This window comes from Nocardioides sp. YIM 152588, assembly GCF_040191335.1.
In the GTDB taxonomy this organism is placed as follows: Bacteria; Actinomycetota; Actinomycetes; order Propionibacteriales; family Nocardioidaceae; genus Nocardioides.
Map to the genome: position 1 here is coordinate 58,202 of NZ_JBEGDJ010000002.1, position 25,909 is coordinate 84,110.

At 72.8% G+C, this 25,909-nt stretch carries 20 protein-coding genes; 9 read left to right on the forward strand and 11 right to left on the reverse strand.

Annotated features, from left to right (window positions below):
• Positions 1-29: 29 nt before the first annotated feature.
• On the reverse strand, positions 30-1,610 hold the full coding sequence (locus ABLM29_RS02070) for a molybdopterin-dependent oxidoreductase (RefSeq protein ID WP_349711949.1): 1,581 nt from the start codon (positions 1,608-1,610) through the stop codon (positions 30-32).
• Between the two features lie 79 nt (positions 1,611-1,689).
• Here ABLM29_RS02070 and ABLM29_RS02075 point away from each other — a divergent pair, with 79 nt between their 5' ends.
• Positions 1,690-2,472, forward strand: coding sequence for an enoyl-CoA hydratase-related protein (locus ABLM29_RS02075; protein ID WP_349711950.1), 783 nt, complete (start codon positions 1,690-1,692; stop codon positions 2,470-2,472).
• A gap of 140 nt (positions 2,473-2,612) precedes the next feature.
• Here ABLM29_RS02075 and ABLM29_RS02080 read toward each other — a convergent pair whose 3' ends face one another.
• Entirely contained in the window at positions 2,613-4,631 is a 2,019-nt protein-coding gene (locus tag ABLM29_RS02080; RefSeq protein ID WP_349711951.1) for an oxidoreductase, read from the reverse strand.
• Between the two features lie 34 nt (positions 4,632-4,665).
• On the opposite strand from ABLM29_RS02080, the gene ABLM29_RS02085 reads away from it, so the two are divergent.
• From ABLM29_RS02085 to ABLM29_RS02105, 5 genes are all read left to right on the forward strand, one after another.
• Positions 4,666-5,547 (forward strand): TIGR03619 family F420-dependent LLM class oxidoreductase, encoded by an 882-nt coding sequence (locus tag ABLM29_RS02085; protein WP_349711952.1) that lies wholly within the window; start codon positions 4,666-4,668, stop codon positions 5,545-5,547.
• A gap of 163 nt (positions 5,548-5,710) precedes the next feature.
• A complete protein-coding gene (locus tag ABLM29_RS02090) occupies positions 5,711-7,936 on the forward strand; it encodes a HelD family protein (protein ID WP_349711953.1) in 2,226 nt (741 codons plus the stop codon).
• Positions 7,937-7,979: 43 nt separating this feature from the next.
• Positions 7,980-9,908: an anthranilate synthase family protein gene (locus ABLM29_RS02095; RefSeq protein ID WP_349711955.1), complete on the forward strand. Its 1,929-nt coding sequence runs from the start codon at positions 7,980-7,982 to the stop codon at positions 9,906-9,908.
• Positions 9,909-9,933: 25 nt separating this feature from the next.
• Positions 9,934-10,518 (forward strand): anthranilate synthase component II, encoded by a 585-nt coding sequence (locus tag ABLM29_RS02100; protein WP_349711957.1) that lies wholly within the window; start codon positions 9,934-9,936, stop codon positions 10,516-10,518.
• Positions 10,519-10,554: 36 nt separating this feature from the next.
• On the forward strand, positions 10,555-11,859 hold the full coding sequence (locus ABLM29_RS02105; RefSeq protein ID WP_349711958.1) for an anthranilate synthase component I family protein: 1,305 nt from the start codon (positions 10,555-10,557) through the stop codon (positions 11,857-11,859).
• A gap of 55 nt (positions 11,860-11,914) precedes the next feature.
• Here the strand turns inward: ABLM29_RS02105 and ABLM29_RS02110 are convergent, their stop codons facing one another.
• From ABLM29_RS02110 to ABLM29_RS02135, 6 genes are all read right to left on the reverse strand, one after another.
• Complete coding sequence (locus tag ABLM29_RS02110; protein ID WP_349711960.1) at positions 11,915-13,141, reverse strand: NAD(P)/FAD-dependent oxidoreductase; 1,227 nt, start codon at positions 13,139-13,141, stop codon at positions 11,915-11,917.
• A 237-nt stretch (positions 13,142-13,378) separates the two neighbouring features.
• Positions 13,379-14,032 (reverse strand): hypothetical protein, encoded by a 654-nt coding sequence (locus ABLM29_RS02115; RefSeq protein WP_349711962.1) that lies wholly within the window; start codon positions 14,030-14,032, stop codon positions 13,379-13,381.
• Positions 14,025-15,428, reverse strand: coding sequence for a sensor histidine kinase (locus tag ABLM29_RS02120; protein WP_349711963.1), 1,404 nt, complete (start codon positions 15,426-15,428; stop codon positions 14,025-14,027). The genes ABLM29_RS02115 and ABLM29_RS02120 overlap by 8 nt, the downstream gene beginning before the upstream one ends.
• On the reverse strand, positions 15,425-16,135 hold the full coding sequence (locus tag ABLM29_RS02125; RefSeq protein ID WP_349711965.1) for a response regulator transcription factor: 711 nt from the start codon (positions 16,133-16,135) through the stop codon (positions 15,425-15,427). The genes ABLM29_RS02120 and ABLM29_RS02125 overlap by 4 nt, the downstream gene beginning before the upstream one ends.
• A 58-nt stretch (positions 16,136-16,193) precedes the next feature.
• Positions 16,194-17,066: a fructosamine kinase family protein gene (locus ABLM29_RS02130; RefSeq protein WP_349711967.1), complete on the reverse strand. Its 873-nt coding sequence runs from the start codon at positions 17,064-17,066 to the stop codon at positions 16,194-16,196.
• A 52-nt stretch (positions 17,067-17,118) separates the two neighbouring features.
• Complete coding sequence (locus tag ABLM29_RS02135; RefSeq protein WP_349711969.1) at positions 17,119-17,520, reverse strand: phage holin family protein; 402 nt, start codon at positions 17,518-17,520, stop codon at positions 17,119-17,121.
• Positions 17,521-17,623: 103 nt separating this feature from the next.
• On the opposite strand from ABLM29_RS02135, the gene nhaA reads away from it, so the two are divergent.
• Positions 17,624-19,039 (forward strand): Na+/H+ antiporter NhaA, encoded by a 1,416-nt coding sequence (gene nhaA / locus ABLM29_RS02140; RefSeq protein WP_349711971.1) that lies wholly within the window; start codon positions 17,624-17,626, stop codon positions 19,037-19,039.
• Positions 19,040-19,135: 96 nt separating this feature from the next.
• Here nhaA and acs read toward each other — a convergent pair whose 3' ends face one another.
• The 3 genes from acs to ABLM29_RS02155 all read right to left on the reverse strand — a co-directional run bounded on the left by acs (position 19,136) and on the right by ABLM29_RS02155 (position 23,280).
• A complete protein-coding gene (gene acs, locus ABLM29_RS02145; protein ID WP_349711973.1) occupies positions 19,136-21,142 on the reverse strand; it encodes an acetate--CoA ligase in 2,007 nt (668 codons plus the stop codon).
• Between the two features lie 147 nt (positions 21,143-21,289).
• Complete coding sequence (locus ABLM29_RS02150; protein ID WP_349711975.1) at positions 21,290-22,999, reverse strand: sodium:solute symporter family protein; 1,710 nt, start codon at positions 22,997-22,999, stop codon at positions 21,290-21,292.
• Positions 22,996-23,280 (reverse strand): DUF4212 domain-containing protein, encoded by a 285-nt coding sequence (locus ABLM29_RS02155; protein ID WP_349711977.1) that lies wholly within the window; start codon positions 23,278-23,280, stop codon positions 22,996-22,998. The genes ABLM29_RS02150 and ABLM29_RS02155 overlap by 4 nt, the downstream gene beginning before the upstream one ends.
• Before the next feature lie 309 nt (positions 23,281-23,589).
• On the opposite strand from ABLM29_RS02155, the gene ABLM29_RS02160 reads away from it, so the two are divergent.
• Together ABLM29_RS02160 and ABLM29_RS02165 are read left to right on the forward strand one after the other, a co-directional pair.
• Positions 23,590-24,030, forward strand: coding sequence for a hypothetical protein (locus ABLM29_RS02160; protein WP_349711979.1), 441 nt, complete (start codon positions 23,590-23,592; stop codon positions 24,028-24,030).
• A 247-nt stretch (positions 24,031-24,277) separates the two neighbouring features.
• Positions 24,278-25,789, forward strand: coding sequence for an MFS transporter (locus ABLM29_RS02165; protein WP_349711981.1), 1,512 nt, complete (start codon positions 24,278-24,280; stop codon positions 25,787-25,789).
• Positions 25,790-25,909 lie beyond the last annotated feature (120 nt).

Sequence of the window (25,909 nt, forward strand, 5' to 3'; positions counted from 1 at the left end):
GGATGGGTGCCCGGACGAGATTCCGGCCCTCAGCCGACGGTCACGATCAGCTCGTGCAACCCGCTCGCGCCGGCCGGGAACGGCTCGGCACGCACGGGCGTCTGGGTGCCGCCGTCGCCGGTCAGCGCGCGGGCCGCGATCCGGTGGGAGCCCTCGGGGGCGTCCCAGCGCAGGTACCACTGCCGCCAGTAGCGCTCGCCCGCGTCGGGGCCGAGGGTGGCGTCGCGCCACGGCCCGCCGTCGACGCGGACCTGGACCCCGGACACCCCGCCGTCGTCCTGCGCCCACGCGATGCCGCCGACCACCACCTCGCCCGGGGCGAGGGTGGCCAGCGGTCGTGGGGTGTCGATCCGTGCCGACGGCTTGATCGGCGCATCGGTCGCCCACCCCCGGTCGGTCCAGTACGCCGACCGCTCGGCGTACCCGGTCAGGGTCAGCCGGGTCACCCACTTGGTGGCGCCGATGAAGCCGTAGAGCCCGGGCACCACCAGCCGCGCCGGGAACCCGTGCTCGCGGGGGAGCGCGGCGCCGTTCATGCCGACGGCGAGCAGGCTGTCGCGCCCGTCGGTGGCCAGGGCGAGCGGGGTGCTGATCGTCATCCCGCCCACGTCGGTGGAGAGGATCTGGTCCGCGCCGCGGCCGACCCCGGCCAGGTCGAGCACGTCGGTCAGCCGCGCGCCGAGCCAGCGGGCGCCGCCTGCGTACGGGCCGCCGACGCTGTTGGAGACGCAGGTCAGGGTGATGTCCCGCTCGATCAGCTCCATCGCCAGCAGGTCGTCGAAGGTCAGGGTCACCTCGCGGTCGACGTCGCCGTCGATCGTCAGCGTCCAGTCGCGGCTGTCGACCACGGGCACGTCGAGCCGCGTGTCGACGCGGTAGAAGTCGCCGGTGGGGGTGCGCCACGGCGTGATCGCGCGGGCCGGGCCGCCGGGAGCGTCGAGGCCCGCGGGAAGCGGCGGGAGGGGCGTGGCCGGTGTGGGCAGGGCGATCTCCTCGGGGCGGAGCCTGAGCCCTGACACCAGGCGACCGAGGAGGCCGCCGGTGGCGGCGGTCGCGGCCACGGCGCCGGCGACGAGCAGCAGGCCGCGGCGGCCACCTCGACCGTCGCGCGCGCCGGGTGTGGCGGCCCTGGCGGCCAGGTGCGCGTGGCGCAGCCACGCCAGCGCGGCGACCGAGGAGGCCGCGGCCAGCAGGCACGGCCCGAGGTCGGTGGGCCCGGCGGCCGGACGGCTCAGCACCGCCAGCGCGGCGACCGCCACCAGGAGCAGCAGGACCGCGGCGCCGTACCGCAGCCGCCGCCGGGCCAGGAGCCCGCTGATCGCGGCGAGCGCCAGCACCCCGGCCAGCACCGAGCCGACCAGTACCGCCTTGTCGGCGGAGCCGAAGGTCCGGATCGCCCACTCCTTGGCGGGCGTCGGGGTCAGGTCGATCACCGCCGAGCCGACCGCGAGCACCGGCGACGTCGCCGGGTCGGTGACCGCCGCGAGCGCATGGGCCAGCCCGAGGCCGGCGGCGGCGGCGAGCAGGCCGTACCCGGCCCAGGGGAGGGCCGCTGCGAGCCGGGTGGCCGTGCGGGGGCGGGCGCTGCGCGGGGCGGTGGCGGTGTCCATGGGGGTGGTTCGTCACGGCGCCCGGCACGGATCGCGGACCCCTGCGCGTGCCGAGAGACGCTGGGGCAGGATGGCGCCCATGTCAGAGCAGACCCCCGCATCTGAGGCAGTCCCGTCCGAGCTGGTCCACCTGGAGGTCGCCGACCGCGTCGCGACCATCACGCTGGACTCGCCGCACAACCGCAACGCGCTGTCCCGCCAGCTGATCTCCGAGCTGCGCATCCACCTGGCCGCGGCGGACGCCGACCCGTCGGTCCGGGTGGTCGTGCTGACCTCCGCGGGGCGCGTCTTCTGCTCCGGCGCCGACCTCTCCGAGGCATCCACCGTGCCGATGGACGAGGGCGCGCGGGCGATCGTCGCCCTGCAGCGCCAGATCGTCGCGCTGAGCAAGCCGGTGGTGGTCGTCGTCGCCGGCGCCGCCCGCGCCGGCGGGATCGGGATCGTCGCGGCCGCCGACGTCGCGCTCGTCGCCGAGGACGCCACCTTCGCGCTGACCGAGGTCAAGCTCGGCCTCACCCCGGCGGTCATCTCGCTGACCGTGCTGCCCCGCCTCTCCGACCGCGCCGCGGCGCTGACCGCTCTCGGCGGCGAGGTGTTCAGCGGGGCCGAGGCGGCGTCGTACGGGCTCGTCACGCGGGCGGTCCCCGCCGCCGACCTCGCCGCGACCGTCGAGGAGACCGTCGCCTCGCTCGCCACCGGCGCCCCGCAGGGCCTGCGCGAGACCAAGGCGCTGCTCGGCCGCGACCTGCTCGCCCGGATCGACCGCGACGGCGAGGACCTGGTCGCGCTGTCGGCGCGGCTGTTCGGTTCCGAGGAGGCCCGCGAGGCGATGCGGGCGTTCCTCAGCCGCCCCAAGCGCTGACGCGAGCCGCCGGTTTCTGACCCGCGAGCCGCCGGTTTCTGACCCGCGAGCCGCCGGGTGGCGGCAGGTGGCGATCAGGGACCGGCAGGTCGGCGGTCAGGGACCGGCAGGTCGGCGGTCAGGGACCGGCAGGTCGGCGGTCAGGGACCGGCAGGTCGGCGGTCAGGGACCGGCAGGTCGGCGACGGCGCGGGCCGCGTCCGCGGTGGCGCCGCGGATCAGGCCGAGCCCGCCCGCGTCCCCGATCACCCGCACCGGTACGCCGCCCGGCCGGCCCGGTACGCCGGCCAGCCGCTCCGCGATCGCGTCGGCCAGCGCGGGGTCGGCGACGACCTCGCCCGCCAGCACCACCGCGTCGGCGGGCAGCTCGCGCGCGGTGCCGTGGGCCGGGACCCAGCGGACGCCGGTCGGGGTGAGCGCCTCGACCGTGCAGCCCGCGTGGACGGTGACGCCGAGCCGGTCGAGGCGGTCCATGTGCTCGGTGCGCCGCTTCAGCCCGAACTCCGGGGCGATCTCCGCGCCGGTGGTCAGCAGCGCGACCAGCCGGCCGGTGGCGGCCAGCGTCTCGGCGTACTCGACCGCGGCCAGCCGCCCGCCGATCACCACCACCCGCCGCACGCCCTCCAAGGCGTGCGGCGCCAGCCCGCGCAGCACCCGCGGGTGGTCGCCCGGGAGCGCGGGCAGCGCGACGCGGCCGCCCGTCGCGAGCAGCACGACGTCGGGAGACAGGCCCGCCACCAGGTCGGGGGTCGCGGTGGTCGAGAGCCGCACGACCGCGCCGGAGCGCGCGACCTCGGCCAGCAGCCAGGACAGGTACGGCCCGTTCTCCGGGTGCACGGCGACGGCGTCGACGAGCGCGCCGCCGGGCCGGTCGGAGCGCTCCAGCACCGTCACCCGGTGCCCGAGCCCGTCGGCCAGCCGGGCCGCCTCCAGCCCGGCGGGTCCGGCGCCGACGACGACCACGTGCAGCGCCCGCGAGGCAGCCGGCGTGGAGGGCAGCACCAGGTCCAGGTCGTGGCCGGTGAACGGGTTGACCGCGCACTCGGTGGCGAGCTTCTCCTCCAGGGTGTCGATGCAGTTCTCGCACGATATGCACCGCCGCACCCGCGCGCCCTCGCCCGCGGCGAGCTTCGCCGGCAGCTCGGCGTCGGCCAGGAGCGGCCGCCCCAGCGCCACGAAGTCGGCGCGCCCGTCGGCCAGCACCCGCTCGGCCAGGTGCGGGTCGTGCAGCCGCCCCACCGCGATCACCGGTACGTCGACGGCCTCCCGCACCGCGGCGGCGGCCCCGACGTTGAGCCCGTCGCCGTCGTCGGCCGCGTTGACCATCCCGGTCACCAGCCGGTCGATCACCCCGCCGCTGACGTGGAAGGCGTCCACGCCGGCCTCGACCAGCAGCGGGGCGATGGTGGCGGTGTCGTGGATCGGGCGGCCGCCGGCGACCCGCTCGTATCCGGTGATCCGCAGGGTGACGGGGAAGTCCGCGCCGACCTCGGACCGGATCGCGGCCAGCGCCTCCAGGACCACGCGGGCCCGCCCCTCCGCGGACGTGCCGCGGTAGCGGTCCCCGCGCCGGTTGCGCTGGGGTGCGAGGAACGAGCCGAGGAACATGTAGCCGTGCGCGGCGTGCAGCTCGATGCCGTCGTACCCGGCCTCGCGGACCCGGGCCGCCGCCGCCCGGAACTGGTCCAGGACGCCCGAGATCTGCTCCTTCGTGGCCTCCGCGGAGGGCCGGCCGGTCAGGTACGAGCCGATCACCGACGGGCCGAGCGAGGTCACCCCGTGGAGCTCCGGGCCGAGCCCGTCGGGGCCGGCGTGCACGATCTGCGGCTGGATCCGCGCTCCGTGCGCGTGCACGGCCTCGACCAGCCGCCGGTGCGCGGGCACCGCCTCGTCGGCGCCGATCTGGAGGCCGCCGGGGGTCTCCGGGTGCAGGGGGTCGATGCCGGTGGCGCCGACCGTGACCAGCCCGACCCCGCCGGCCGCGCGGGCCGCGAAGTGCGCCACCGTGCGCTCGGAGGGGTGGCCCTCCGGCGTGCCGTACATGGTCTCCATCGGCGACATCACGATCCGGTTCCGCAGCGCCATCGAGCCGATCCGGCCGGGGGCGAGCAGGTGCGGGAACCGGTCGGGGGGACCGTCGTGCGCGACACCGAGAGACATAGAACCTGTTCTACTCCACGTCTAGGGTGGCAGCGTGGACTTCGCGATGGTGACCGCCTACCAGCCGATCGACCAGCTCGTCCCGCTCGCCCGGGCCGCCGAGGAGGCCGGCTTCCGGGCGTTCAGCCTGGCCGACCACGTGGTCGACCTCGAGGAGATCGCGACGCCGTACCCCTACACCCGCGACGGCGCCCGGCGCTGGGAGACGGACGTGGACTGGCCGGACCCGTGGGTCACGGTCGGCGCGCTGGCCGCGGTCACCGAGCGGCTCGAGTTCTTCACCTCGATCTACGTCGCCGCCCTGCGCGACCCGTTCTCGGTGGCGAAGGCGGTCGGCACGGCGTCCGCGCTCTCCGGCGGCCGGGTCACCCTCGGCGTCGGCGTCGGCTGGTGCCGCGAGGAGTTCGAGCTGCTGGGCCAGGAGTTCACGACCCGGGGGCGGCGTACCGACGAGGGCCTCGCGCTGATGAAGGAGCTGTGGGCGCCCGGCTGGACCGAGTTCGACGGCGAGTTCTACTCCTGCGAGCGGCTGGTGATGCGCCCGACGCCGCCCGGGCCGGTCCCGGTCTGGGTTGGCGGCCTCTCCGACGTCGCCTTCCGCCGTGCCGCCCGCCACGACGGCTGGGTCGGCGACATGGCGACCGCCGACGAGGCGGTCGCGATCGCGGCCCGGCTGCACAAGCTGCGCGCGGAGGCGGGGGCGGATCCCGACGGCCGGTACGACGTGGTGCCGGCGCTCACCGACGCGCTCAACCCCGACGACTTCCTGCGCGCGGCCGAGGGCGGCGTGACCATGACGATGACGATGCCGTGGATGTACTACTGCGGCCGGAACCCGACCCTGCGGGAGAAGCTGGAGGGCGTCGAGCGGTTCCGCGAGGACGTGATCGAGCCGGTCCGTGCCCGCCTCGGCTGAACGGCGGTGGAGGGGTGGGCCGAGGTCCACCGTTGCCCGTAAAGATCACTCCTGACAACCCTGTCCGGTAGACTTCTTCACTTGCCATGGGGCCGTGCGGACGCGGTTGTCCGACCCTGCCCCGGGCATCCGGAACGGCTAGTGACAGGCAGGGATTGATCCGGTGACGGATGAGTTGGTGGAGCGCGAGATCGCGACCGAGCAGGGGTTCGTCGATCGGGTCTACCAGCAGCTGGAGCGGGCCGGCGACGTCGCGCGCGAGCTCGCGCGCGAGGGCCACTCCCGCGGCCGGCTGGGGCACGAGGGCGGCCTCGTGGAGCGCGACGCGATGGTCTTCCAGGCCGCGAAGCGGATGGCCCAGCTCGACGCCGCCCACGAGGGCCTGGTCTTCGGCCGCCTCGACCTGAGCGAGGACGTCGACCGGGAGCCGCGCTACATCGGCCGGATCGGCCTGCGCGACGACGACCACGACTCGCTGCTGGTCGACTGGCGCGCGCCCGCCGCCGCGGTCTTCTACCAGGCGACCGCCGCCACCCCGCAGAACGTGATCCGGCGCCGGGTGCTGCGCGCCGACGGCCGCACCGTGGTCGGCGTCGAGGACGAGCTGCTGGACGCCGAGGGTGTCGCGGCCGCCGAGGCCGCCGGCCGCGAGCTGCCGATCGTCGGCGAGGGCGCCCTGATGGCCCAGCTCTCCCGGGCCCGCGACCGCTCGATGCACTCCATCGTCGCCACGATCCAGGCCGAGCAGGACAAGGCGATCCGCGCGCCCGGCAAGGGCGTCGTGTCGATCTCCGGCGGCCCCGGCACGGGCAAGACCGTGGTCGCGCTGCACCGCGCGGCGTACCTGCTCTACTCCGACCGCCGCCGCTACGAGTCCGGCGGCGTGCTGGTCGTCGGCCCCTCGGGCGTCTTCATGCGCTACATCGAGCGGGTGCTGCCCTCGCTCGGCGAGACCGCCGTCGCGCTGCGCTCGCTCGGCGAGGTCGTCGACGGCGTCCGGGCGACCCGCCACGACGAGCCGGCCGTCGCCGACGTCAAGGGATCGGGCCGGATGGCCGAGCTGATGCGCCGCGTCGCCCGCCAGCAGGCGCCCGGCTCGCCGACCGAGTTCCGGGTCTTCTGGCGCGACGACCGGCTCGCGCTCGAGCGCGGCAAGCTCGGCCAGATCCGCCGCAGCCTGATGTCCCAGGGGCGCCGCAACAAGCAGCTGCCGCGGGTCTCCCACGCCCTGCTCGACGCGCTCTGGCGCCAGGTCAAGGGCGAGCGGGGCCGCGAGCTCGGCCGCGAGGCGTTCGAGGACGAGATGCTCGGCCGCCAGGACTTCCTCGACTTCGCGCTGGCCTGGTGGCCGCCGCTGGACGCGCCGACCGTGCTCTCCTGGCTCGGCGACGCCGAGTTCCTGGCCCGGGTGGCGGGCGACCTGCTCTCCCACGACGAGCAGCGGCTGCTGCACAAGACGTGGAGCACGCTGGACCCGACCCGCCCGATCGGGCCGCAGATCTCCATCGAGGACGTGCCGCTGCTCGACGAGCTGCGCTACGCGCTCGGGGACGTGCCGCGCCGCGCCGAGGACGAGCGCGACGACCCGATGGGTCTCGTCGAGGGCGTCAACATCCAGGAGCTGATGACCGCCGCGGACCGCGAGTTCGCGCCGTCGGGCCGCGCCTGGACGCCGCCGACCCACAGCATCGAGGACGACGGCTACGCCCACGTGCTCATCGACGAGGCGCAGGACCTCACGCCGATGCAGTGGCGGATGGTCGGGCGCCGCGGCCGCGCCGCCTCCTGGACGATCGTCGGCGACCCGGCGCAGTCCTCCTGGCCGGTGCCCGAGGAGTCGGCCGCCGCCCGCGCGGAGGCGCTGGAGCGCAAGCAGCTGCACCAGTTCCACCTGTCGACCAACTACCGGAACTCGGCCGAGATCTACGCCTACGCAGCCGCGTACGCCGAGCGGGTCGGCCTCGACGCCGACCTGCCCGACGCCGTGCGCCGGACAGGCTCCGAGCCGGTCGAGGTCGCGCTGGACGACGCCGGCGACCTCGAGGCGGCCACCCGCGCCGCCGTCGTCGAGCTGGCCGGCCGCGTCGCCGGCACCGTCGGCATCGTGGTCCCGGTCGCCCGCCGCTCCGAGGTGAACTCGTGGCTGGCCTCCTGGCCCGAGCTCGCCGCGGACGCCCCGTCCGCCGCCGCCTCGGCCCGCGACGCGGCCTCCACCCCGTCGGGTGAGGACCGCGTCGTCGTACTGACCGGACTGGACACCAAGGGCCTCGAGTTCGACGGCATCGTGGTGGTCCGACCGCAGGAGATCGAGGACGAGTCGGTGACCGGTCGGGCGACGCTGTACGTCGTGCTCACGCGTGCCACGCAGTTCCTGACGACCATCGGCTGAACCGCCCCGGCGCGGCGGGGAGCCGTCGCCCTAGGCTTCACCCATGGACACCACGCCCCTCACCGCCCGGGAAGCCATCGCGGCCATCCAGGGGCACGAGGCGTGGGCGATCATCCGGCGCTCCACCCGCAGCGGCGACCGGGACACCGTCGGCATCATCGGCGGCCCCAGCTGGGTCGCCGAGAGCATCATGGACATCCCGCTCGAGGACGGCCTGCCGGAGCCGGGGCGCACCGTCGACCGGCTGGTCGCCGTGCCGTTCCGGCAGATCGCCGAGCGCGGGTTCGAGGCCCACGACGACGGCACCCCGCTGGTCGTCGTCGACATCGCCGAGGAGCACGAGTTCTCCGTCGCGGACGTCGTGGGGGCGATCGACGACACCGGCCTGGACTTCGCCGACCGCGGCGGCTTCGAGAGCACCGACGAGGAGTACGCGAAGCTCGTCGAGTCGATCATCACCGAGGAGATCGGCCAGGGTGAGGGCGCCAACCTGGTGGTCGGCCGCAACTACCGGGCGGTCGTCGCCGACTGGGGTCCCGACAGGGCGCTGACCGTCTTCAAGCGGCTGCTCGAGCGCGAGCGGGGCGCCTACTGGACGTTCCTCTTCTACACCGGCGAGCGGTACCTCATCGGCGCCAGCCCGGAGCGGCACGTCTCCGTGCACGGCGGCGACGTCCGGATGAACCCGATCTCCGGCACCTTCCACCTGCGCCCGCCGGCCGGGGAGACCCGCAGCACCGAGGCCCGGCTGGCCGAGTTCCTGCGCGACGAGAAGGAGATCTACGAGCTCTTCATGGTCGTCGACGAGGAGCTCAAGATGATGTGCGACATCTGCACGGAGGGCGGCCAGGTCCTGGGCCCGTTCCTCAAGCCGATGACGCACCTCATCCACACCGAGTACCTGCTCGCCGGCCGCACCACCCGGGACGTCCGCACGGTCCTGCGCGACACCATGTACGCCGCCACGGTGACCGGCTCGCCGGTGGAGAACGCCTGCCGGCTGATCAAGGCGTACGAGCCGGAGGGGCGCGGCTACTACGCCGCGGCGCTGGCGCTGTTCGGCCGCGACGCCGACGGCGAGCAGGTCGTGGACTCGCCCATCGTGATCCGGACCGCCGACGTCGACACGTCCGGGCGGTTGAAGGTGACGGCGGGTGCCACCCTGGTGCGCGACTCCGACCCGGCGTACGAGGTCGCGGAGACGCACGCGAAGGCCGGCGGCATCCTCTCGGCGTTCGGGCTGGTCCCGCCCGCCCCGGCGCCGGCGACCGCGGGCGCCGACCTGGCCACGCTGGTCGCCGACGAGGAGGTGCTGATCACCCTCGCCTCCCGCAACGGCCGGCTCTCCGGCTTCTGGCTGGCCGACCAGGCCGGCACCCCCGCCGACCCGCGGCTGGCCGGGAAGTCGGCGGTGATCCTCGACGGCGAGGACGACTTCGTGAACATGCTGCGCCACATGCTGGCGCGGATGGGCATGACCAGCGAGGTGGTCAAGCACCGCGACTACGTGCCGGGCTGCCTGGACGGCTTCGACCTGGTCATCGTCGGACCGGGCCCCGGCGACCCGCGCGACGGCGAGGACCCGAAGATGGCGCACCTTCGGGCCGGGGTCGCGTCGCTGCTGGAGGCCGAGCGTCCGTTCCTCGCGGTCTGCCTGGGCCACCAGGCGCTGTGCCACCTGCTCGGCATCCCGCTGGCCTACAAGGACATCGTCTTCCAGGGCACGCAGGCCCAGGTGCTGCTCGACGGCAAGCCCGAGCGGGTCGGCTTCTACAACACGTTCGTCGGCCGGGTCGGCCCCGACACCGTGCTCCCCGACGGGGTCCGGGTCGAGGCGGATGCCGCCACCGGCGACGTCAACGCCGTGATCGGCCCGCACTACCGCGGCGTGCAGTTCCACGCCGAGTCGATCCTGACCGAGCACGGGTTCGCGCTCGTGCACGACCTCGTCGTCGACGTACTGCTGGACTGACGGGGACGGGTCGGCGGGCGGAGCGATGGCCGCGCGGAGGCCGGACGTCGTGGTGGTCGACCACCACGACTCCTACACCGGCAACCTGGTGCACCTGATCGCCGGCGTGACCGGCGTGCTGCCGACGGTGCTGCAGCACGACGAGGTGGAGCCGGACGACGTGCTGCGCCACGAGTACGTGGTGCTCTCCCCGGGCCCCGGTCACCCCGCCGTACGGCGCGACTTCGTGGTCGGACGCGAGGTGCTGATCTCGGCCTCGCGGCCGGTGCTCGGCGTCTGCCTCGGGATGCAGGGGATGGTCACCACCTACGGTGGACTCGTGGATCGGGTCTCGCCCGGGCACGGAGTCGAGGCCCGGATCACCCACGACGGCGCCGGCGTGTTCGCCGGCCTGCCGCAGGAGTTCCGCGCCATCCGCTACCACTCGCTGGCGGTGCTGGACCTGCCCGAGGGGATCCGGCCCACGGCGATCGACGAGCTGACCGGGATCACGATGGGGCTGGAGCACGCGGCGCTGCCGCTGGTCGGGGTGCAGTTCCACCCCGAGTCGATCCTCACCGAGCACGGCGCGGAGCTGGTCGCGAACTTCCTCGGGGATCCCCGGTGGTGAGCGCGGTGGGGTGGTCGGTGAGGGCATGGTGAGGGCATGGTGACGCCGGGCGACGCCGGCGAGGCCTTCGCCCGGGTCCAGGACCGCAGCCCCCGCTGCGTCTGGCTCGACGGGGGCGGCGCCCGGGACTGGTCGCGGCGCCGCTCGATCCTCGGCTGGCTCGACGAGGACGACGTGTCGCTGACGTACTCCGCCGCGCGCCGCGAGGTGACCCGGCACGCCGGCGGCCGCTCGGAGGTGGTCGGCGACGATCCGTTCACCGTGCTCGAGGCCGAGCTGGCCGCGGGGTCGGAGAGCGACCAGTGGTTCGGCTACTTCGGCTACGCCGCCCGGCCGGACCTGCCCGCGGCGCCCGACCCGGCGATGCCCGACGCCGTGTGGATGCGGCCCTCACACGTCCGCGAGTTCACTCACGTCACACCTGACGGGGGTTTCGGTCACTTGTCGGGCGTTGCAACGCCTGTCAAGCGTCGGAATCACCGGTCGACCGGTGATTCCGACGCCGTCGGCGCCCCCGAGGACGCCATCCCCGCCGACTACGCCGCCGCGTTCGCCTCGGTCCAGGAGCACCTGCACGCGGGCAACTCCTACGAGGTCAACCTGACCCACCGGCTGCGGGTGGAGAACCCGCTCGCCCCGGCGGCGGTCTACCTGCGGCTGCGCGCGCTCAACCCGGCGCCGTACGCCGGTTTCCTGCAGCACGACGTGGAGGGCGCCCGGGCGTGGCTGCTCAGCTCCAGCCCGGAGCGGTACGCGCTGATCACGGGGGATCGGACGCTGGAGGCGAAGCCGATCAAGGGGACGACCCCGCGCAACGCGCTGCCCGACGAGGACGCGGCGGCGCGGGACCGGCTGGCCGCGGACCCCAAGTTCCGCGCCGAGAACCTGATGATCGTGGACCTGCTCCGCAACGACCTCAGCCTGGTCTGCGAGGTCGGCAGCGTGGAGGTGCCACACCTGATGGAGGTGGAGTCCTACGCCTCGGTGCACCAGCTGGTCTCGACCGTCTGCGGTCGGCTGCGTGACGACGTCACGACCGTCGGCGCGCTGCGCTCGCTCTTCCCGGCGGGGTCGATGACCGGGGCGCCCAAGCTGCGCACGATGGAGATCATCGACGAGGTCGAGGCCGACCCGCGGGGGGTCTACTCCGGCGCGTTCGGCTGGGTCTCCGGCGACGGCCGCGCCGACCTCGGCGTGGTGATCCGGTCGCTGGCCACGACCGGGGACGGCACCTACGTGCTCGGCACCGGCGGCGGCATCATCGTCGACAGCGACCCGGCGGAGGAGTACGCCGAGACGCGGTGGAAGGCGGCGCGCCTGCTGGAGGCGCTGCGCAGCTGAGCTCGGGCTGATCGAGGTGCTCGTCCTCTGACCAGCCCGAGCCCGCGCGAGCGGGTCAGCGCAGGTCGGTCAGCGTCCCCGGGTCCACGGTGGAGCCGACGATCTCGCGCAGCCGGTCGGAGACGTCCCAGATGTTGACGTTCATCGCCGCGGTCACCTTGTGGTCGGGGTCGAGCCAGTAGGCGATGAACTCGCCGTCCTCCAGCGACCCGCGGACCTCGACGGTGTCGGAGGCGGACCCGTGCCCGACGTACTCCATCCCGAAGTCGAACTGGTCGGTGTAGAAGTACGGCAGCCAGTCGTAGGCCACCTCCTGGCCGAGGATCGACTTCGCGGCGGCCTTGCCCTGGCGGATCGCGTTGTCCCAGTGCTCGACGCGCAGCGGGCCGAGCACGGTGTTGACCGCGAGCGCGACGTCGCCGGCCGCCCACACGTGTGGGTCCGTGGCGCGCAGGTGCTGGTCGACGGTGATCCCGCCGCCGTCCTCGGGCGGCGCGACGCCGAGCCCGGCCTGCTCCGCCAGCGAGGTACGGGGGGCGGCGCCGACGGCGACGACGACCAGGTCGGCGTCGAACGTGCCCTCGGAGGTGCGCACGCCGGTGGGGGCCAGGTGCGGGTGGCCGTCGACGGTCTCGATCGCCTCGACGGTGACGCCGGTGCGGATGTCGACGCCGTGGCCGCGGTGCAGGTCGGTCAGGTACTGGGCCATCTCCTCGCCCAGCACCCCGGCCAGCGGCAGCGGCGCCGCCTCCAGGACGGTCACCTCCATGCCGGCCTGGCGGGCCGCGGCGGCGAGCTCGAGGCCGATCCAGCCGCCCCCGACCAGCACGGCGCGGCCACCGGGGACGAACGCCTTCTTCAACGCGTCGGCGTCCTCCACCGTCCGCAGGTACGACGCCGCCCCGGCGCCCGGGAAGCCCGGCACCTTCGGCTCGGCGCCGGTGGCGAGGAGCAGTGCGTCGTAGGTCAGCGGGTCGCCCAGCGGCGGTGCCGGCTCGAGGGTGACGGTCCGCGAGGCCAGGTCGATCCCGGTCGCGGTGGTGCCGGTCAGCACCCGTACGTCGTGCTCGTCGTACCAGGCCTGGTCGTGGACCAGGGCGTCGGCGAACGACTTCTTGCCGCTCAGGTAGCTCTTCGACAGCGGCGGGCGCTCGTACGGCAGGTGGTCCTCGGCGCCGATCAGGGTGATGGCGCCGTCGTACCCCTCCTCGCGGAGCGTGGTGATGGCGTGGGCGGCGGCGAGTCCGCCGCCCACGATGACGGTCTGCTGGAGCTCGGTCATTCCTCGAGCCTGCCCGGTCAGCGCCGGGTGAAACGGGATGCGCCGGCCCGGGGTGGCCTCGTGTGCCCCACGCCCCGCTATGCCGCTGTCTCAGGCACACGACCCAGGCCGGGGTGGCCTCGTGTGCCCCACGCCCCGCTATGCCGCTGTCTCAGGCACACGACCCACCTCACCGAGGCGGGACGCCCCACCTCACCGAGGCGGGAGGACCCGGCCCACCGAGGCGGGACGACCGACCTACTCCGCCGCCCCCGAGGGCGATCCCGCCGGCGACTCCGCCGGCGACTCCGACTCCCACGCCGACCCCACGGGCCCGACTCCGCTGTCGACGGCGTGCTGCGCCAGCGTGGCCAGCGTCGCCTCGACGCCGGCGACCACGGCGTCCTCGTCGTACGGCGCCGGGTCGGCGACGTTGACCACCTGGAAGAGCGTGCCGTTCTCGACGAAGCCGGTCACGTAGAGCTGGCCCTTGCGGGCGTCGACCACGAGCCGCGCGGCGTCCGCGCCCTCGACCTCGGCGTCGCGCACGTCCGCGCTGGCCAGCTGGCCCATCGCCTCCCAGAGCTGGTCCAGGGAGCCGTCGAAGAGCTGGTAGTTGGCGGTCAGCACCGGGTCGCCGGAGTCGGCCTCGGGTGCGAACCGGCAGTCCGGCTCCGTCGGGGTGCCGTCCTTCTTGGTCGTCTCGGCGCCGAACTGCTTCTTCACGAACGCCTCGGTGAGCGCGTCGCAGGGGTTCCACAGCGCCGGGGTCTCGGTGGGCAGGTCCGGCGTCGGGGCGGCGTCGTCCTCGCCCCCGCACGCGGCGAGCCCGGCCAGCCCGACCAGCAGGAGCGGTACGGCGACCGCCGCCCGGGAGCGCAGTCGGGGACGGGTGGTGCGTGCCCTAGGCATCGGGGCGTTCCTTTCCGGGGATGCGCAGCACCAGTCGGGCGCCGCCGCTGGCGTTCTCGGTGGCGTGCACGGTGCCGGAGTGCCGCTCGGCCACCTGCCGGACGATAGCCAGCCCGAGGCCGGATCCGGGCATCGTGCGGGCGTCGGGGGAGCGCCAGAACCGGTCGAAGATGAGGGTGCGGTCCGCCTCGGCGATGCCAGGGCCCTGGTCGTCGACGGTGAGCACGCCGTCGCTGAGCCGGACCGTCACCTGGCCGTCGGTGGGGCTCCACTTGGCGGCGTTGTCGAGCAGGTTGGTGACGGCGCGCTCGAGCTCGCTGGCCTCGCCCTCGATCCACCACGGGCGGGTGAAGACCTCGAAGGTGAGGCCGGGCGCGCGGCGGCGCACCCGCTGCACGGCGTGGTCGACGATCTCGCCGAGGTCGACGGGCTCGACCTGCACCCGGATCGGCTCGTCGCGGGCCAGCGCGGTGAGGTCGCCGATCAGGGTGGTCAGCTCCTCGATCTGGGCGCGGACGTCCTCGAGGATCTCGGCGCGCGCCTCGGCGGGCAGCGCGTCGGGGTCCGCGCCGGACATGGTCAGCAGGTCGATGTTGGTGCGCAGCGCGGTCAGCGGGGTGCGCAGCTCGTGGCTGGCGTCGGCGACCAGCTGCCGCTGCCGGGTCCGGGAGGCGTCCAGGGCGGTGAGCATGTGGTTGAACGCGGTCGCCAGCCGCGCCACCTCGTCGTCGCCCTCGACGGGCAGCGGGGTGAAGTCCTCGGTGCGGGCCACGTTCTCCGCGGCCTCGGTGACCTTGCGGACCGGACGCAGCCCGTTGGTGGCGACGCCCCAGCCGGCGAACCCGGCGGTGATCACCCCCAGGACGCCGAAGGCGAGGGTCACCCAGCCCAGCCGCGCCAGGATCAGGTCCTGGGCGGCGAGCGGCTGCGCCATGATCAGCGCGACGCCGTCGGCCTGGGTGGGCACGGCGACGACCCGGTAGCGCTCGTCGGCGATCAGCAGCGTGCGCAGACTCGAGTCGCTCTCCCCGCGCGCCACGGCCAGCTCGGGTGCGCCGAGCTCGATGTCGGGGCCGCGGTCGAGGATCTGGCCGTGGCCGTTGCTGTAGAGGAACGCGATCCGTACGTCGGCCGCGCCGATCGCCCAGGACGGGACCTTGGTGGTGGCCAGCTCCAGCAGCGTGTTGGAGCGCGCCGCGGCGTTCGCCCGCTTCTCCAGGCTCCGGTCCAGGCTGTCCTGCATCTGCACGCGCGCGGTCACGTAGGCGCCGACGGCGACGAACGCGACGGCCAGCGCCACCGCCATGGTGGTCAGCAGCACCACCCGGCTCGCCAGGGACCTGCGGTAGTGCCAGCGGCCGTCCGGGCCCGGACCGACCGCCAACGACCAGCTCACGCGTCGGGCGCCTTCAGCACGTAGCCGATGCCGCGCACGGTGTGGATCAGCCGCGGCTCGTCCTCGGCCTCGGTCTTGCGGCGCAGGTAGCCGACGTACACCTCGAGGGAGTTGGCGGTGGTCGGGAAGTCGTAGCCCCAGACCTCCTCCAGGATGAAGCTGCGGTCCAGCACCCGGCGTGGCCGCCGCAGGAACATCTCCAGCAGCGTGAACTCGGTGCGGGTCAGGTCGATCCGCCGGTCGCCCCGGGTCACCTCGCGGGTGGTCACGTTCATGGTGAGGTCGGCGAAGGTGAGGATCTCCTCGTCCCCGCTCTCGGCCGGCACCACGCGGCGCAGCAGCGCCCGCAGCCGGGCCAGCAGCTCCTGCAGCGCGAACGGCTTGGTCAGGTAGTCGTCGGCGCCGGCATCCAGCCCCTCGACGCGCTCCCCGACGGCGTCGCGCGCGGTCAGCACCAGGATCGGTACGTCGTTGCCGGCCGCCCGCAGCGCGCGGGTGGTCTCCAGGCCGTCCAGCCGCGGCATCATCACGTCCATCACGACCACGTCGGGCGCGATCGAGCCGATGCCCGCCAGCGCCTCCGCGCCGTCGCCGGCGAGGTGGACGTCGTAGCCGTTGAACTCCAGCGACCGGCGCAGGGACTCGCGGACGGCGCGGTCGTCGTCGACCACCAGGACCCGGGCGCTGGGTGTCGCGTTGCTGGCCATGGGCTCATCATGGCCGATGCTGCTGAGCGGTCGCTGAGAGCGACACGATCCCGCGCGCTCAGAGGTAGCGCTGCGCGAGCCGCCCGGCCCGGGCGCCGTACTGCCCGCCGAACAGGCAGGCGTGCACCAGCAGCGGGAAGAGCTGGTGGAAGGCGAGCCGGTCGTCCCAGCCGTCCGCGAGCGGCGCCACGTCCTGGTACGCCGCCATCACCGCCGGCAGCTGCGGCAGCCCGAACAGCGCCAGCATCGCCAGGTCGACCTCGCGGTGGCCGGCGTAGGCGGCGGGGTCGATGACGACCACGCGGCCCTCGGTGCCCCACAGCACGTTGCCGTTCCACAGGTCGCCGTGCAGCAGCGCCGGCGGCTCCTCGGGCACGATGGTCGCGCCCGCGGCGACGGCCCGCTCGATCGACGCGGCGTCGTCGGCGGCGAGCAGCCCCTTGTCCCGCGCGACCCGGAGGTAGGGCAGGATCCGGCGCTCGGCGTAGAACTCCGCCCACGTGTCGAGGGGCCGGTTCGGCATCGGCAGCCGGCCGATGTAGCCGTCCGACCCGGCGCCGTACGACGCGACGCCGGCCGCGTCGCGGGCGGCGTGGGTCCGGGCCAGCGCCCGCCCGAAGGAGGCGGCGGCGTCGGCGTCGGGCCGGCCGGGCTCGACCCAGTCGACGATGATGCAGTCGTCGGCGACGGCCAGCACCTCGGGCGTGGCGACCCCGTCGGGGGCCCGCGTCAGCCAGCGCAGGCCGGCCGCCTCGGTCTCGAAGAAGCGGGGCGGCGCGGCGGTCAGCGTCTTGAGCAGCGCGGAGCGGCCGCTGGACAGGCGCAGCTTGACGGCGGTGGCGATGTCACCGCCGGCGACCGGCGCGGTGGCGACGACCGACGTGCCGAGCAGCTGCTCGGCACGCTCGGCGATCACCGGTTGGCGAGCCACCCCGCATCACCTCCCCGAGGTCCGCGTGGCGTGGGCCGCCGTGCCGCGTGGCTCAGGCCTGCCCCTTGAGCGCCTTCGGGATCTCGCGGCCCTGCTCGATGGCGCGCTCGGGGGCCTTGACCTTCTTGAAGCGGCGCACGCCGATGTAGGCGATCAGTGCCGCGAGCACCACGTAGAGCCCGAAGACGCACAGGAACGCCCAGTGCAGGTCGAGGCCCTCGCCGTTCCAGTTGATGAAGTAGGCCAGGGCGACGGAGAACATGATGATGGCGAGCAGCAGCAGGAACGCCGCCACGGCCAGCATCGCGACGCCGGTCCCGCCGGCGGTGACGCTCACCTTGAGCTCGGACTTGGCGAGCTCGATCTCCTTGCGCAGCAGGAGGGAGAGATCGCTCTGCGCGTCCTTGATCAGGCGCCCGATAGTGGGCTCCTCGACGGTCGGGTCGGTGGCCATGCCGACGACCTTACAGATATCGATAGGATCGCTGACAGGTGAGCCGGGAAGTCTGGTCGGCAGTCGTTTCGCCCTGCCCGTGTTCCAACCCCGCCTGGAGGCCATGTTGACGCCCACGTCCCGCCCGGAACGAGCGCCGGACGAGCTCTGGAAGCAGGGCCCCGTCTGGACCGCGAGCAACCGCCCGATCGCGAAGTACGTCGCCCGGCCGCTGCGCGAGTTCCTCCGCGTCGAGGCGGCGGGCTCGCTGCTCCTGCTGGCGGCGACGGTCGCCGCGCTGCTCTGGGTGAACCTGCCCTTCGACGGCTGGGCCGAGGCCTACGACCACTTCTGGCACACCGAGCTCGCGATCCACATCGGCGACTTCCACATCGAGGAGTCGCTGCAGCACTGGGTCAACGACGGCCTGATGGCGATCTTCTTCTTCGTCGTCGGCCTGGAGATCAAGTACGAGATCGTCCACGGCGACCTGCGCGACCCGCGGACGGCGGCGCTGCCGATCGTGGCGGCGCTCGGCGGCATGCTGGTGCCGGCGGGCATCTACGCCCTCATCGCGGGCGGCGGCGACGCCAGCGCGGGCTGGGGCATCCCGATGGCCACCGACATCGCTTTCGCGGTCGGCGTCGTCGGCGTGCTGGGCCGACGGATCCCGTCCTCGGCGCGCCTGTTCCTGCTGACGCTCGCGATCGTCGACGACATCGGCGCGATCATCGTGATCGCGGTCTTCTACACCAGTGACCTCTCCCTGATGTGGCTCGGCATCGCGCTGCTGCTGCTCGCGGTGATGGCCTTCCTGCGGGCGATCAAGTTCTGGGCGGGTTCGGTCCACCTGGTGCTGGCCCTCGGCATCTGGTTCGCGCTGCTGGAGTCCGGCGTGCACGCCACGCTCGCGGGCGTCGCGGTCGGCCTGCTCACCCCGGCGACCGCGCTGCTGGAGCCCCGGGTCGCGAAGGAGTACGCCGTCTCCGCGCTCAAGGACCGCACCCTGGACGCGGAGGAGGTGCACCGGCTGCGGTTCCTGCTGGAGGAGTCGGTCGCGCTGGCCGAGCGCCAGCAGTCCCGGCTGCACCCGGTCTCCTCCTACGTGGTGCTGCCGATCTTCGCGCTGGCGAACGCCGGCGTGGTGCTGACCGGCGGCGCGCTGGGCGACGCGATCACGTCGACGGCGGCGCTGGCCATCGGCGCCGGCCTGGTGATCGGCAAGCCGCTGGGCATCCTGGTGGCGTCGTTCCTCGCGATCCGCTTCGGCCTGGGCCGGATGCCGCAGGGCAGCAACTGGGGACAGCTGCTCGGCATCGGCATGGTGGCCGGTATCGGCTTCACCGTCTCGCTCTTCATCGCCGGGCTCTCCTTCCCCGACTCGCCGGCCATCACCGACGAGGCCAAGGTCGGCATCCTCATCGCCTCCCTGGTCGCGGCCGTCCTGGGTGTGGTGATCCTGATGCTGACCAGCCGTGCCCCGGAGACCGAGGAGTCGTCCACCGAGCACGCCGAGGCCGACGTCCCGGTCTCGGGCTAGCGGCCCCGGGAAGCACGAACGCCGAGTCGGCAGGAGCTTCCTGCCGACTCGGCGTTCGTCGTCCGGCGCCTCGGGGGTCGTCCCCCGGCGACCCGGCTACTCGTCGGTGGAGGTGGTCTTCCCGGCCGAGATCAGCGCCATGATCGAGGAGTCGGCGAGCGTCTGGGTGTCGCCGACCTCCCGGCCCTCGGCGACGTCGCGCAGCAGCCGGCGCATGATCTTGCCCGAGCGGGTCTTGGGCAGCTCGGGGACGATCATGATCTGGCGGGGCTTGGCGATCGGGCCGATCTCGTGGCGGACGTGGTCGGAGAGCTCCTTGACGATCGCCGCGTTGTCCTCGGCCGCCGCCCCCTCGAACTCCTCGCGCAGGATCACGTAGGCGACGACGGCCTGGCCGGTGTCGGGGTCGGTGGCGCCGACCACGGCGGACTCGGCGACCTTCGGGTGGGAGACCAGCGCGGACTCGATCTCGGTGGTGGAGAGCCGGTGGCCGGACACGTTCATCACGTCGTCGACCCGGCCGAGCACCCAGATGTCGCCGTCCTCGTCCTTCTTCGCCCCGTCGCCGGCGAAGTAGTAGCCCTCCTTGCGGAAGCGCGACCAGTAGGTGTCGACGTACCGCTGGTCGTCGCCCCAGATGGTGCGCAGCATCGACGGCCACGGCTTGGTCACCACGAGGTAGCCACCCGACCCGTTCGGCACCGACCTGCCCTCGTCGTCGACCACGTCGGCGAAGACGCCCGGGATCGGGGTCATCGCGGAGCCGGGCTTGCCGGCGGTGACGCCGGGCAGCGGGGAGATCATGATCGCGCCGGTCTCGGTCTGCCACCAGGTGTCGACCACGGGGGTGCGGTCGCCGCCGATGACGTGGCGGTACCAGACGTAGGCCTCCGGGTTGATCGGCTCGCCCACCGATCCCAGGATGCGCAGCGACGACATGTCGAAGGAGTCCGGCACCTCGCGGCCCTGCTTCATGAAGGAGCGGATCGCGGTCGGCGCGGTGTAGAAGATCGTGACCTTGTAGTCCTGCACGATCTTCCACCAGCGGCCGCGCTCGGGGCTGTCCGGCGTGCCCTCGTAGAGCACCTGGGTGACGCCGTTGGCCAGCGGGCCGTAGACGATGTAGGAGTGCCCGGTGACCCAGCCGATGTCGGCGGTGCACCAGTAGACGTCGGTCTCCGGCTTGAGGTCGAAGACCGCGTGGTGGGTGTAGGAGGCCCCGGTCAGGTAGCCGCCGGTGGTGTGCAGGATGCCCTTCGGCTTGCCGGTGGTGCCCGACGTGTACATGACGTAGAGCGGGTGCTCGCTGTCGAACGCCTCCGGGGTGTGCTGGTCCGAGGCGCCGTCGACGACGTCGTGCCACCACACGTCGATGCCGCCCGCGTCCGGGCCGGAGAACGCGACCTCCTGGCCGGTGCGCCGCACCACCAGCACGGCCTCGACCTTGTGGCCGGCGTCGGCGGACTTCTGCACCGCCTCGTCGACGGCCGGCTTCAGGGCGGACGGCGCGCCGCGGCGGTAGCCGCCGTCCGCGGTGACCACGACCTTGGCCTGGCAGTCCTCGAGCCGCGAGGCCAGCGCCTCGGACGAGAACCCGCCGAACACCACGGTGTGCGGGGCGCCGATCCGGGCGCAGGCGAGCATCGCCACGATCGCCTCGGGGATCATCGGCATGTAGATCGCGACCCGGTCGCCGGTGGCGACGCCGAGGTCGGTGAGCGCGTTGGCGGCCTTGGAGACCTCGCGCTGGAGGTCGGCGTAGGTCAGGTCGCGGGTGTCGTCGACCGGCTCGCCGACCCAGTGGATCGCCACCTTGTCGCCGCGGCCGGCCTCGACGTGCCGGTCGACGCAGTTGTAGGCGGCGTTGATCCGGCCGCCGACGAACCACTTCGCGAACGGCGCGTTGGACCAGTCGAGGACCTGGGTGAACGGCTCGGCCCAGTCCAGGCGGGCGGCCTGCTCGGCCCAGAACGCGTCGGGGTCGGCGGCCGCCGCGTCGTACGCCTCGGCGGTGAGGTTCGCGTCGGCCGCGAGCTCGGCCGGCGGCTCGAAGCGACGGTCCTCCTTGAGCAGGTTGGCCAGGGTTTCCTCGGTCTTGCTCACGATCTCTCCTGATGTGCTGGGTGATGCGGACCACACTAGAACGCTGGGGGTGGGCCCGGTCCCCCCGGAAGTGGTGCGGGGCCGGGAACGCCGGCGGGGCGGCGGGCCGGGTCAGAGCCGGCCCGCCGCCCCGCACGGGTGGGTGGATCAGACGTCGCCCTGGGCGTGCTTCGCGACGAGGTCGGTGCGGCCGGGGTAGCGGATCTCCTCGACCAGCTCCTGCATGGTCTCCGACGGCTTCTTCGTGAACTGCGAGACCACGATGATGACCGCGAAGTTCAACAGCATCCCGATGAAGCCGAAGCCGGTCGGGGCGATGTCGAGGATCGGGTCCTTGCCGAGGAAGAACCAGGCCGACTCCGCGGGCAGCGTCCAGACGAAGTACGCCGCGGTGACGATCAGGCCGACGCTCATTCCGGCGGCGGCGCCGGCGGCCGTGCACTTCTTCCAGAAGACCCCGAGGACGAGGATCGGGAAGAAGGTCGCGGCCGCCAGACCGAAGGCCAAGGCGACCACCTGGCCTGCGAAGCCGGGCGGGTTGATGCCGAGCCAGCCGGCCACGACGACCGCGACGGCCATCGAGATCCGGGCCACCAGCAGCTGGGTCTTCTCCGGCGCCGCCGGGTTGATCCGCTTGTGGTAGATGTCGTTGGCGACCGCCGAGGAGATCACCAGCAGCAGGCCCGACGCCGTCGAGAGCGCGGCGGCGAGGCCACCGGCCGCGACCAGGCCGACGATCGGCGCGGGCAGGCCGCCGATCTCCGGCGAGGCGAGCACCAGGATGTCGTTGTTGATGATGACCTCGTTGGCGCTGCTGCCGAGGAAGTCGATCGCGCCGTTGCCGTTGAGGTCGGTGACCGCGCCGCCGTCGAGGCCGGTGATCAGCCCGACGTCGGCCCACTTCTCGAACCACGACTGGTCGGCCAGCGTGCCGGCCTGCGACTCGTTGAGGATGTTGTACTTCGCGAACGCCGCCACCGTGGGAGCGGTGGTGTAGAGCAGCGCGATGAAGAACAGCGCCCAGAGCGCGGAGTAGCGGGCGGCCCGCACGTTCTTGGCCGTGTAGAACCGGACGATCACGTGCGGCAGGCCGGCGGTTCCGAACATCAGCGTCGCCGTCAGCAGGAACATGTTGAGCTGGCTGTTGCCGGTCAGCGCCGAGGTGTACTCGCCGAAGCCGAGCTCGGACTGCAGCACCTCGAGCTCGGCGAGGATCTGGCCGAACCCGATCTGCGGGAGCGGGATGTCGGTCAGCTTGGCCGAGATCGCGACCGCCGGGATCAGGTAGGCGACGATCAGCACCGAGTACTGGCAGACCTGCGTCCAGGTGATGCCCTTCATGCCGCCGAGGACGGCGTAGAAGAGGACGATCGTCATGCCGATCAGCACGCCGACGGTGGTGTCGACCTGCAGGAAGCGGCTGAACACCACGCCGACGCCGGCCATCTGGCCGACGACGTAGGTCAGCGACACGGCGATCGCGCAGACCACCGCGATCAGGCGGGCGGTCTCGTTGTACCGGTCGCCGACGAAGTCCGGGATCGTGTACTTGCCGAACTTGCGCAGGTACGGCGCGAGCAGCAGCGCGAGCAGCACGTAGCCGCCCGTCCAGCCCATCAGGAACGCCGAGCCGCTGTAGCCGTTGTAGGCGAGCGCGATGAGGCCCGCCATCGAGATGAACGACGCCGCGCTCATCCAGTCGGCCGCGATCGCCGCGCCGTTGGCCGGCGCCGGGATCCCGCCGCCAGCCACGTAGAAGCCGGAGGTGTCGCTCACCCGGCTGGCGTAGGCGACGTAGATGTAGACGCTGAAGGTGAGGACGACGAAGACGAGCGTCCAGATCTGGATGTCACTCACGAGTGGTGCACCTCGCCCTCGTAGTCGTCGATGTCGATGCCGAAGTCCTTGTCGAGCTTGTCCATCCGCCAGACGTAGACCGCGATCAGGGCGAGGAAGACCAGGATCGAGCCCTGGTTGGCGAACCAGAAGCCGACGGGGAAGCCGGCCACCTCGATGCCATTGAGTGCGTCGGCGAAGAAGATCCCGGCCCCGAAGGAGACCAGGGCCCAGATCGCCAGCAGCACGCTCAGTAGTCGTACGTTCTTCCGCCAGTACTCACGGCGGGCTTTCTCGTCCACGGCACCCTCCACAGGTAGTCGCGCTGTCCCGGTGCCGAATCTGTGATCGGCACCACTTTTGGGTGATGAGGCAAGCGAATCCCGGCGGGGCCGGTCAAGGTGGAAATGTGGCACCGGTCACATTTTGCGCCGAGCGTGCCGGAATGCGCGCCGAGCGGTACGGCGGGTGGCGAACGGGGTCGACGACCCGTGAATTCGACCGTTCGTCGCGCCAGGAACGCCGCTCGTCGCGCCGATCGCCGTACCGGATGCCCCGGGTGGCGATCTCGGCTACTGCGTGACCCACGTCACTCGGGCTACCGTCCCTCCATGGCGACCACACCGGCCGAGCGACGCGTCTCCCTCGTTCCCTCCACCCGTGCCCGGCAGCCGATGCACCCGGCACGCAAGCGGCTGATCATCGCCGTGCTGCTGGTGATGGTCGGCTCCTTCCTGCCGTGGCTCTACGTCGGCGGCCAGCCCAAGTCGGGCGCCCTCGGCCCCGGCCTGTGGACCTTCTACGGCGCGATGCTCGGCCTCGCCGGCGTGCTGCTGCCGTTCCGCAAGGTCGGTGCCGTGCACGCGGGCCTGCTCGCCGCGATCGCGCTGGCGGTGCCGGCCTGGCAGATCGTCCACGTGCTCGGGCTGGTCGGTTTCGGCGGCTGGATGCCCGGGCCGGGCCTGGTCATGGTCGCGGGCGGTGGCGTCGTCGCCGCCGGCTGCGCGCTGCGCCTGCTGCGCGAGCCCGCGCCGGCCGAGTCGCAGGCCTGACGCCCCCTGGGGAGGCGGGCCACCCCGCGGTCGCACTCCCGCCGCGGCCTCACGACCTCACCGTCGCGAGGCCCGGAATCTCACGGATTCACGCCCGATCTCACGGCTCCTCACGGTGAGGCGGTGAGAAGTGTGAGGGCGTGAGGTGGAGTTGACGCAACGAAACCTGGCGACACGTTCGGTCGTTACGACGGGCTCCAAGGATCGGTGTCATCAAACCCCGACCCCTGTCCGCCAGGAGCCTGAGATGTCCCTCGCATCGCCGCCCGACTCGAGCACCGCCGCCCCCGCCCACCCGCACCGCCGCACCAAGCGGTGGATCGAGGAGTGGAACCCCGAGGACGAGGCCTTCTGGGAGTCCGGAGGCTCCCAGATCGCCCGCCGCAACCTGATCTGGTCGATCTTCTCCGAGCACCTGGGCTTCTCGGTCTGGTTGATCTGGAGCGTCAGCTCGGCCTTCCTCGTCGCCCAGGGCTTCGACTTCACCGCCCAGCAGCTCTTCTTCATGGTCGCCATCCCGAACCTGATCGGCTCGCTGCTGCGGGTGCCCTACACCCTGATGGTCGGCAAGATCGGCGGCCGGAACTGGACGATGATCAGCGCCTCGCTGCTGCTCGTCCCCACCCTGACTTTCGCCTGGGCCGTCACCAACCCGAGCACCCCGTACTGGGCGTTCTGCCTGATCGCGGCCACCGCCGGCCTCGGCGGCGGCAACTTCTCCTCCTCGATGGCCAACATCAACTTCTTCTACCCGGCCAGCAAGAAGGGCGCCGCGCTCGGCCTCAACGCCGCAGGAGGCAACGTCGGCGTCGCGTTCATCCAGTTCTTCCTGCCGATCATCGTCGGCGGCGCCGGCATCTTCGGCATCGTCAAGGCCTCCGACGGCGGCATCCACCTCGAGCGCGCCGCCTGGGTCTACGCCGGCCTCGCCGTCGTCGCCACGCTCGCGGCGTACTTCTTCATGGACAACCTGGGCACCGCCAAGACCGACACCAAGTCCCAGCTCGCGGTCCTGAAGAAGAAGCAGACCTGGATCATGGCCTTCCTCTACGTCGGCACCTTCGGGTCCTTCATCGGCTACTCCGCCGCGATGCCGCTGCTGATCAAGATCAACTTCTGGGTCCCCGAGCCGGCCCCGCTCGGCACGGGCGTCTTCTTCGCCTACTACGCCTTCCTCGGCGCCCTCGTCGGCTCCTTCACCCGCCCCTTCGGCGGCTGGCTCGCCGACAAGTACGGCGGCGCGAAGATCACCCTGATCTCCTTCGGCGGCCTCATCACCTTCACCGCCGCCGTGCTGTGGACGCTGACCCAGCTCACCCCGAACCCGAACAAGGAGGTCGCGATCGCGGCCGAGAACGAGGCCTGGTTCCCGCTGTTCCTCGCCTTCTTCCTGCTGGTCTTCGCCTTCACCGGCATCGGCAACGGGTCGGTCTACAAGATGATCCCGGCGGTCTTCAAGACCGAGGCCTCCCGGGTCGGCGAGCACGGCAGCCCCGAGCGCGCCTCCGCCCTGGTGAACGCGACCAAGCGCGCCTCGGCCGCGATCGGCATCATCGGCGCCGCCGGTGCGGTGGGCGGCTTCCTGATCCCGATCACCTTCGCCTCGCCGTTCATCAGCGCGCCGATGGAGGCGACCAAGATCGCGTTCTTCATCTTCACCGCGTTCTACGGGGTCTGCGCCGTCGTCACCTGGGCTGTCTACCTGCGCAAGCCGCACCCGGCCCGCGCCCACGTCAGCTACGCCAACGCCGGCATCTGACACCTGCCGGTGGTTGAGATGCGAGCGAAGCGAGCCTCGAAACCACGGCCCTCTCGGGGGTGGTGGTTTCGAGGCTCGGCGCCAGGGCGCCTCGCACCTCAACCACCGGGCGCGGTGAGG

Bases quoted from the DNA above. Each gene is read 5' to 3' on its own strand.
- ABLM29_RS02095 (WP_349711955.1), top strand. From the start codon at position 7,980: ATGGACACCACGCCCCTCACCGCCCGGGAAGCCATCGCGGCCATCCAG.
- ABLM29_RS02125 (WP_349711965.1), bottom strand. From the start codon at position 16,135: ATGGCCAGCAACGCGACACCCAGCGCCCGGGTCCTGGTGGTCGACGAC.
- ABLM29_RS02165 (WP_349711981.1), top strand. From the start codon at position 24,278: ATGTCCCTCGCATCGCCGCCCGACTCGAGCACCGCCGCCCCCGCCCAC.
- ABLM29_RS02115 (WP_349711962.1), bottom strand. From the start codon at position 14,032: ATGCCTAGGGCACGCACCACCCGTCCCCGACTGCGCTCCCGGGCGGCG.
- ABLM29_RS02075 (WP_349711950.1), top strand. From the start codon at position 1,690: ATGTCAGAGCAGACCCCCGCATCTGAGGCAGTCCCGTCCGAGCTGGTC.
- ABLM29_RS02160 (WP_349711979.1), top strand. From the start codon at position 23,590: ATGGCGACCACACCGGCCGAGCGACGCGTCTCCCTCGTTCCCTCCACC.
- ABLM29_RS02070 (WP_349711949.1), bottom strand. From the start codon at position 1,610: ATGGACACCGCCACCGCCCCGCGCAGCGCCCGCCCCCGCACGGCCACC.
- ABLM29_RS02105 (WP_349711958.1), top strand. From the start codon at position 10,555: ATGGTGACGCCGGGCGACGCCGGCGAGGCCTTCGCCCGGGTCCAGGAC.
- ABLM29_RS02080 (WP_349711951.1), bottom strand. From the start codon at position 4,631: ATGTCTCTCGGTGTCGCGCACGACGGTCCCCCCGACCGGTTCCCGCAC.
- ABLM29_RS02135 (WP_349711969.1), bottom strand. From the start codon at position 17,520: ATGGCCACCGACCCGACCGTCGAGGAGCCCACTATCGGGCGCCTGATC.
- nhaA (WP_349711971.1), top strand. From the start codon at position 17,624: ATGTTGACGCCCACGTCCCGCCCGGAACGAGCGCCGGACGAGCTCTGG.
- ABLM29_RS02100 (WP_349711957.1), top strand. From the start codon at position 9,934: ATGGCCGCGCGGAGGCCGGACGTCGTGGTGGTCGACCACCACGACTCC.
- ABLM29_RS02110 (WP_349711960.1), bottom strand. From the start codon at position 13,141: ATGACCGAGCTCCAGCAGACCGTCATCGTGGGCGGCGGACTCGCCGCC.